This is a genomic window from Moraxella sp. CTOTU46934 (assembly GCF_031979465.1).
GTDB classification, from domain to species: domain Bacteria; phylum Pseudomonadota; class Gammaproteobacteria; order Pseudomonadales; family Moraxellaceae; genus Faucicola; species Faucicola tetraodonis.
In genome coordinates, this window is record NZ_DALZEG010000021.1 from 1 (window position 1) to 6511 (window position 6511).

The 6511-nt window shown below is 44.5% G+C and carries 5 protein-coding genes and 1 pseudogene; all 6 read left to right on the forward strand.

Features of this window, described 5'->3' with window-relative positions:
• Positions 1–285 precede the first annotated feature (285 nt).
• The 6 genes and pseudogenes from RTN07_RS10905 (at position 286) to RTN07_RS10930 (ending at position 6449) form a co-directional block, all read left to right on the forward strand.
• Positions 286–1083: a substrate-binding domain-containing protein gene (locus tag RTN07_RS10905; protein WP_076777140.1), complete on the forward strand. Its 798-nt coding sequence runs from the start codon at positions 286–288 to the stop codon at positions 1081–1083.
• Positions 1084–1265: 182 nt separating this feature from the next.
• Positions 1266–1367 (forward strand): annotated as a pseudogene (locus RTN07_RS10910) (transposase); the annotation flags it as partial.
• Positions 1346–2383, forward strand: a complete 1038-nt coding sequence (locus tag RTN07_RS10915) for an AOC03_06830 family ribosome hibernation factor (protein WP_472796761.1) — start codon at positions 1346–1348, stop codon at positions 2381–2383. The pseudogene RTN07_RS10910 and the gene RTN07_RS10915, both read left to right, overlap by 22 nt.
• A gap of 65 nt (positions 2384–2448) precedes the next feature.
• A complete protein-coding gene (locus RTN07_RS10920; RefSeq protein ID WP_312177960.1) occupies positions 2449–4191 on the forward strand; it encodes an alpha/beta-hydrolase family protein in 1743 nt (580 codons plus the stop codon).
• A gap of 19 nt (positions 4192–4210) precedes the next feature.
• Positions 4211–5398: a Na+/H+ antiporter NhaA gene (nhaA, locus tag RTN07_RS10925; RefSeq protein ID WP_076777143.1), complete on the forward strand. Its 1188-nt coding sequence runs from the start codon at positions 4211–4213 to the stop codon at positions 5396–5398.
• Positions 5399–5486: 88 nt separating this feature from the next.
• On the forward strand, positions 5487–6449 hold the full coding sequence (locus RTN07_RS10930) for a calcium/sodium antiporter (RefSeq protein WP_099833454.1): 963 nt from the start codon (positions 5487–5489) through the stop codon (positions 6447–6449).
• The last annotated feature ends 62 nt before the right edge of the window (positions 6450–6511 follow it).

A 6511-nucleotide genomic window follows, 5' to 3' on the forward strand; every position in this document is an offset into this window, starting at 1 on the left:
TCTGCTAATCAGTCGGCTTTTGCCCAGCTTAAGGCTATTAGCGGTGCGTAACTTCAGTTATTTACGGCTGCAAACAGAAATGAACCCACGCCGTATTAAGCATGAAAATTCGGCGCAAGATGATGATACGTTTGAATAAAAATTACATATTTTTAAGTAGATTAATGTATGATACAAAGTATATTTAAACATCAATTTATTTTAAGTTATGCGGCGAGTGCGCCGTATAACTGTAGTTATGCCTCACAGCCAAGTTACAATCTCATTCAAATTAGGAGATAGAAAATGAAAATAGTTACCGTCATAGCACTCTTTTGTGCAGCAGCAGTTGTTCCGTCATTCGCTCAGGCATCACTTTATGACCCATCAATCAAGCACAAGCCGAAGGATGGTGTCGTCAAACTGTATGGTGCTGGGGGGCCGCATACCGCCTTCAAAAAAGTCGCTGAGGTCTGGGAAAAACGTTCGGGTACCAAAGTGGAAATTATCGCCGGGCCTGAAAGCAGATGGTCTGCTGATGCGCAGGCAGATGCCGATATACTTTGGGGTACTTCGGAGCAGTCGATGACGGCATTCCTGCTAACCTACAAGGCCTTCGACCCCAGCAAGGTCAAGCCGATCTATATCAGGCCCACCGTTATAGCCGTTAAGGCCGGCAACCCAAAGAATATTCAGGGCTTTGACTCGCTTCTAGTGGAAGGAATGAAAATCGTCGTTACGGAGGGCAAGGGCATCTACAACACCTCCGGAACTGGAACATGGGAAGACGTCGCCGGACGCATGGGCTCGCTGAATGACGTCGCGCAGTTTCGGAAGAATATCGTGTCGTACTCGCTCGGCTCTGGCGCCAGCTTCAATGCGTTCAAGGAGCTGGACGCTGATGCCTGGATTACCTGGCCGAACTGGCCAATCACGCACCCCGATGTATTGGAGCTTGTTCCCTTAGATGAAGGCCGAACGATCTGGCGAGATATCAATGTAGTCATCTCACCTGACGCAGACCGTGAGGCGCAGATGTTCCTAGACTTTCTGGTTACCGAAGAAGCCCAAAAGATAATGGCCACCGAAGGGTACCGGAGATAATCGCTATTTATTAGTTGCCCCATAATCCGATGCATAACAAGGCGCTGCACCAGACGGCAATTCCGCTGCGCTCCATTGCCGCCGGTGAGCTTAGTCGTTATATGCCCAAGCGGTAATGCACCCTGCAAATAATTGAACTCAAAAGTAGAAAATCGAATAACCTTTATCTAGGGAGATTTTCTATGAAAACATCTAAATATTCAGACAGCCTAATCATGAGTATTTTGAAACAAGCTGAAGCAGGAACTCCTGTTCCGAACCTATGTCGCGAACATGGCATGAGCAAGACGCAATTGCCCTAAAAAACCAACTTAAAATCGTCGAAGAACGTGTCACCAATGAATACGACAAGCGTGTTGCTGCAAGTGTGATGGAAAAAATCCATGCCCAAACCGATGAGCTTGACCATAACTATAACTTAGATACGCTGGCTGTGTTTGCCACGCCTGAATCTGCTCAAGTGGTGCGTTTGCCCTTTGATGCCGCTGAGCGAGTCATCATTGGTGAAAAGTTTGCGACCCGTGACCTCATGCGTAACTTATCAGAAGGGGTTGGCTATTATGTGTTGGTAGTTACGCCTGAAAAAGCCCGTCTGATTGAAGGCGTGAATAATCGTCTGGTTAAAGAAATTAAAGGCGGTAGCGAACGTCAACAAACAATGAGCGAGTTGACCTTCCCTATTAACAACTCAACGCTACCCAACAACAGTAAAGCAGACCGTACAGGCTCATCAGACGATGATATGTACTTAAAAGAGTTCTTTAACCGTGTTGATAAAAGCTTGCAAGAGCTTTATAACAAATCACCACTACCTGTGATTTTGGTGGGTGATAGCCACAATATTGGTTTTTATGAAAAAGTGTGCGACCGCCCTGATATGATTATTGGTAAAGTCGATAATTTAACATATCTGAACGACAGCAAGCCAGAGGACATTATTGCTGGCGTTCAAGACATCGTTGAGCAAAAGCGTCAGACTCGTTACGAAACTGCCAAAGGCGACCTTGAAAAAGCTCGTAATGAAAAGATGGTGCGTACTGATTTGCAACAAATCTATCGCTCGGCGTTTGAAGGCAATGCGGTAACGCTATTGGTTCGTCAAGGTCATAGTGTGCCTGCGAAGATTGATGAGAAAGCACAGACCCTACAAGTCCAAGATGATGCTACTGCTGAGGGTGTAACCGATGATGCGGTTAGTGAAATCATTGAATTGGTTAGCCATAAAGGTGGTGAGGTGGTATTTGTACCCACTGAGCAAATGGATGAAAAGGAGCCGATTGCGTTGATTACTCGTTACTAATCGTCGAATCGTTTACAATGAAGGGTAGGACAATGGTCTTACCCTTTTTTTATTGAGTAAAATAGATGAATAATACGCATTTGGTCGCTCAATGGCTACAGCGACAGATTAAAGATAGTTCAGCAGTTGGGTTAATGCTGGGTTTTTTTTGTCTATATGTGTCCTATGTACCAATGTTGTTGCCACGGGTCTGGTGGTTGCAGGCAATCAGTGGTGGCATTAACGCTATCGTTGGTTATGCGTTTGGAATGCTGTTGGGTCTTATAGGGTATTGGTTACAGCGTTTATTAAAAAACTCCAATCATCAATCAGCTATCAACCACCTAAATATCTTACCAATAATGACGATGGTATTAGGATTTTTAGGTGCGATTGGTTTTGCTTTTTATCATTACCAGATTACTGCCAAGATTGCCCAACAGGTCCAGATAACACCGCCGTCATTGCTTAATGTCAGCGGGGCTATGCTCTTAAGTCTATTGCTTTGGGGGTTGGTGGTGTTTATCGCTCGCTTGATAAAGCAATTGGTGTTGATGGGGGTAGAACGTGGCTTTCCACAGTTTTCTACTACCACAAAAATGAGTATGAAAGCAGGGGCTTTTTTACTACTGATTGTCGGATTGGTTACGTTAAGTCGGGATTACATCTGGCATAAAGTTGTCGAGAAAGTCGCCTACAGTGCCATGCAGCTTGATACCTCTGAACCCGATACCCTATCAGCCCCATTCTCACGGTATAAATCAGGGTTTGATAGTGGGCAAACGGGGCATAGTAATAAAGAAAAACCTGCCCAACAGTGGCAGGAGTTGGGGCATTTTGGACAACGCTTTGTCTCGCTTGGGGCGTCGCAGAAGGATATTAGCTTGCTGACAGGATTGCCTGCCAAAGAGCCGATTCGGGTATTCGTTGGTTTGAATCGTCAAGAACCTGATAAAGCGTTGTTAGAAAAAATGGTGCAGACCGCCCTTGATGAGATGGATAGAACGCAGGCGTTTACCCGCCGCTATATCGTGATACAAGGGGCTACAGGACGGGGCTGGATTGAAGAGTACAGCAGTCAGGCGGTTGAGTATTTGACCCAAGGCGATGTGGCAACGGTGGCGATTCAATACTCGTATTTACCCAGTCAATTTTCGTTTTTGTTGAATGGTGAGCTTGCCACGTTTGCCAATAGCGAGTTGATAAATGCCGTCAAACAACGTCTTGAGCAAATGCCGATTGATAAACGCCCTAAACTATTGCTTGCAGGAGAGTCGTTAGGGGCGTATGCCAGTCAATCGCTTTTTAACAATTATGATGATGTCATTAATCGTATTGATGGGGCGGTGTGGGTGGGAACGCCAAGATTTAGCCCACTATGGCAACAACTGGTGGCGAATCGGAATAAAGGTTCGACAGAAGCCTTGCCTATTATTCACAGCGGACAACATGTGCGATTTATGGATAATCCTGCCTCATTAAAACAACTGACAAATGATTGGCAGTCACCACGAATTGTATTTTTGCAGTATGCGACAGACCCTATCGTGTGGTGGTCGTCCAAGATGCTATGGCAAGCACCTGACTGGATGGCAGAACCCAAGGGTCGAGGGGTTAGTCATTTACCTAGATGGTTGCCTGTGTTAAGCTTTTGGGAATTATCTCTGGATATGCCAGCGTCTAACCAAACGCCTGCAGGATTTGGTCATATTTATGAAGATGATATTGTGTATGCGTGGGCGGCGGTACTCGATAATCCGAATATCAATCCAGCACAAGTTGCCAAGCGAATCGAACAACGGTTAGAAATAATTAAACAACATAAATGATTTTAGATTAGGAGGGTCTATGAGTAATTTTCAGCAAACGCTTAAGCGGTTTTTTGCGATGGATGCAGCGGCTGGTATTGTTTTAGCCATCGCTGCACTACTGGCAATGATTGTTGCCAATTCGCCATTGCAAGAAAGCTATGAGCATTTATTGCATTTTCCGATTGCGATAAGTTTTGGTGATTTCGTGGTGAAACACCATTTGCTTCATTGGATTAATGATGGGTTAATGGCAGTGTTTTTCTTTTTAGTGGGGCTTGAGCTTAAACGTGAAATGATGGTAGGGGAATTGTCCAACCCACGCAACATCATTTTACCTGCACTCGCTGCCATGGGCGGCATGGTGTTTCCTGCCTTAATTTATTTGATGTTTAACTACCAAAACCCTGATTTTGCTAAGGGTTGGGCGATTCCTGCGGCCACGGATATCGCCTTTGCGTTGGGGGTGTTAAGTTTACTCGGTAGCCGAGTGCCGCTGTCGCTTAAAGTGTTTTTAACCTCAATTGCGATTTTTGATGATATTGGGGCGATTTTAATCATTGCTTTGTTTTATTCCAGTGGGTTAAACCTAGCCGCCTTAGGGGTTGCCGCTTTAACGCTTGCAGTATTGTTTATCATGAATCGTTTTAATGTCACTCGTATTTCTGCGTATGTCATTATTGGATTGGTGTTATGGGTGGCGATGCTTGAATCGGGTATTCATGCCACGATTGCTGGGGTATTGCTGGCGATGTTTATCCCAATGACTGATTCGGCAAACCCTAAAATCTCACCGTTAAAAGAACTTGAGCATGATTTGCATCATACAGTGAGCTTTTTGATTTTGCCCGTATTTGCCTTTGCCAATGCAGGGATCCATTTTGGGGGAGCGGAAGGAGGCTTTATGGCGTCACTCACCCACCCTGTGTCATTGGGCATTATCATGGGATTGCTAGTCGGTAAAATTCTGGGTGTGATGTTATTTAGTTGGCTTGGGGTTAAGCTAAAGCTCGCCAATCTGCCACAAGGCATGAACTGGGGTCAAGTAATTGGTGTCGCTGCCCTATGTGGCATTGGATTTACCATGAGTTTATTTATCGGGAGCTTGGCGTTCGCAGGATTGGAGATTAAACCGTTTGATGAGCGATTAGGGATTGTCATGGGTTCAGTTTTAGCAGGCATTATCGGTTATTTTTATCTGAATAAGACATTGCCAAAACAAGCCTAGCCTTTAACTATCCTATACCTAAAATGCGTTTTTATCATTGATAGCGGTAAAAACGCATTTTTTAATTGAATAGCAAAGTGAGTTTTTTATGTTGATTGCGATTGTGGCATTTTTAGTGGGGCTAGCTATACTGGTGTGGAGTGCCAACGTGTTTATTGATGGGGCAACGGATTTGGCCGTTTCTCTTAAGCTACCTAGTTTTTTAATCGGTGTGGTGATTATTGGGGCAGGTACATCGGCACCCGAGTTTGTAGTTGCTATTTTATCCGCCTTATCGGGGACACCAAGCTTAGCAGTAGGCAGTGCTTTTGGCTCAAGTATTGCCAATATTGCATTGATTCTGGGGGCAACTGCTTTAGTGGCTCCCATTGTGGTACGACGTGGTATTGTTCGTTTTGATATGCTGATGCTACTGATTGCAACAGCATTGCCTATGATATTGTTATTTGATGGTCCGTTATCTAAGATGGATGCTTGGATACTGTTGGCGGGACTCATCGCTATTATGGGCGTTCAGATTATCGGTAGTCTTAACGCTCCTCAACCTAAAGAAAATATTAGTCATGAAAAGAAAAGTATTGTTAAACCTCTTCTAATGCTGTTAGGTGGCTTATTTCTCTTAGTTATCAGTTCAAGGGCAATCGTTTGGGGTGCAGTAAAACTCTCAACACTGTGGGGAATGAGTGAGTTTATTATTGGGTTAACGATTGTTTCGATTGGCACGTCTCTGCCTGAGCTAGTATCGTCGATTGTGGCTGCCCGCCGTGGTGAAACTGACATGGTCATCGGTAATATTATTGGCTCGAATACATTCAATATGCTAGGCGTTATGGGAGTGGCAGCGGTCATTGCACCATTTAGCATTGAGCCTAGTGAAATTATTCGAGATATGTGGGTATTGGGCATAGCCACAGGGTTGTTGTTTGTATTATCAGTTTGGGTGGTGGTGAAAAAACCCCAGTCGGCTTATTTGCACAAAGGCAGTGGCATACTTTTTTTATCGGTGTATATCGGTTATCTATGGATACTGCTACAAGGTGAATCCTTTTAAAGGGTTAATTAACTGAAGTTACGCAGCCCTTTAAAAAAGCGCTATCATAACAAAAAAAGCAG

Bases quoted from the DNA above. Each gene is read 5' to 3' on its own strand.
- RTN07_RS10905 (WP_076777140.1), top strand. From the start codon at position 286: ATGAAAATAGTTACCGTCATAGCACTCTTTTGTGCAGCAGCAGTTGTT.
- RTN07_RS10915 (WP_472796761.1), top strand. From the start codon at position 1,346: ATGTCGCGAACATGGCATGAGCAAGACGCAATTGCCCTAAAAAACCAA.
- RTN07_RS10920 (WP_312177960.1), top strand. From the start codon at position 2,449: ATGAATAATACGCATTTGGTCGCTCAATGGCTACAGCGACAGATTAAA.
- nhaA (WP_076777143.1), top strand. From the start codon at position 4,211: ATGAGTAATTTTCAGCAAACGCTTAAGCGGTTTTTTGCGATGGATGCA.
- RTN07_RS10930 (WP_099833454.1), top strand. From the start codon at position 5,487: ATGTTGATTGCGATTGTGGCATTTTTAGTGGGGCTAGCTATACTGGTG.